Consider the following 540-nt stretch of genomic DNA (forward strand, 5'->3'; position numbering starts at 1 on the left):
ACCAAAGATGATATCAAAAACATGGCTACCAAAGATGACATCATGAATATGGCTACCAAAGATGACCTTCTTTCATCAGAGAAGTTATTATTAAACGAGATGGATCGGTTATTTGGCTATAACAGTCAAAAAATTGATAAAATTATTGAACGTTTAGACATAATGCAAGTTGAAATCAATGCAACAAGATATAGTAACGAGACTGTTGATATCTTGTTTAAAAAGGTCACGGAATTAGAAAAAAGAATTGCTGAACTAGAAAAAACCGCATAATATTTACTTAGTGCAAAGTGTAAAGCCTATTGAGTTTTTAAGGTTTTACACTTTTTATTTATGGCCTAATAACTATTCCACCAAATCTTTTTTATCCTTATCCAGCTAAGCAACAGCTGGAAAAAAGATCACCCTGACCTCCACTGTTGGTTCTTTCTTGGCTTTGGGTGCGGAGCTGCGCCGGAGGGTTAATATCCCGTGTCCGCCGGGCTTCCTACTCGCCATAAAAATGAACGTGACTGTCGGACACAAAATACATGTGTTCGC

The 540-nt window shown here is 37.0% G+C and carries 1 pseudogene; it reads left to right on the plus strand.

Annotated features, from left to right (window positions below):
• Positions 1 to 273: pseudogene (locus C0033_RS26675) on the plus strand (hypothetical protein); the annotation flags it as partial.
• Positions 274 to 540: the final 267 nt, after the last annotated feature.

This window comes from Clostridium sp. chh4-2, assembly GCF_002899675.1.
Classification (GTDB): Bacteria; Bacillota; Clostridia; order Lachnospirales; family Lachnospiraceae; genus CHH4-2.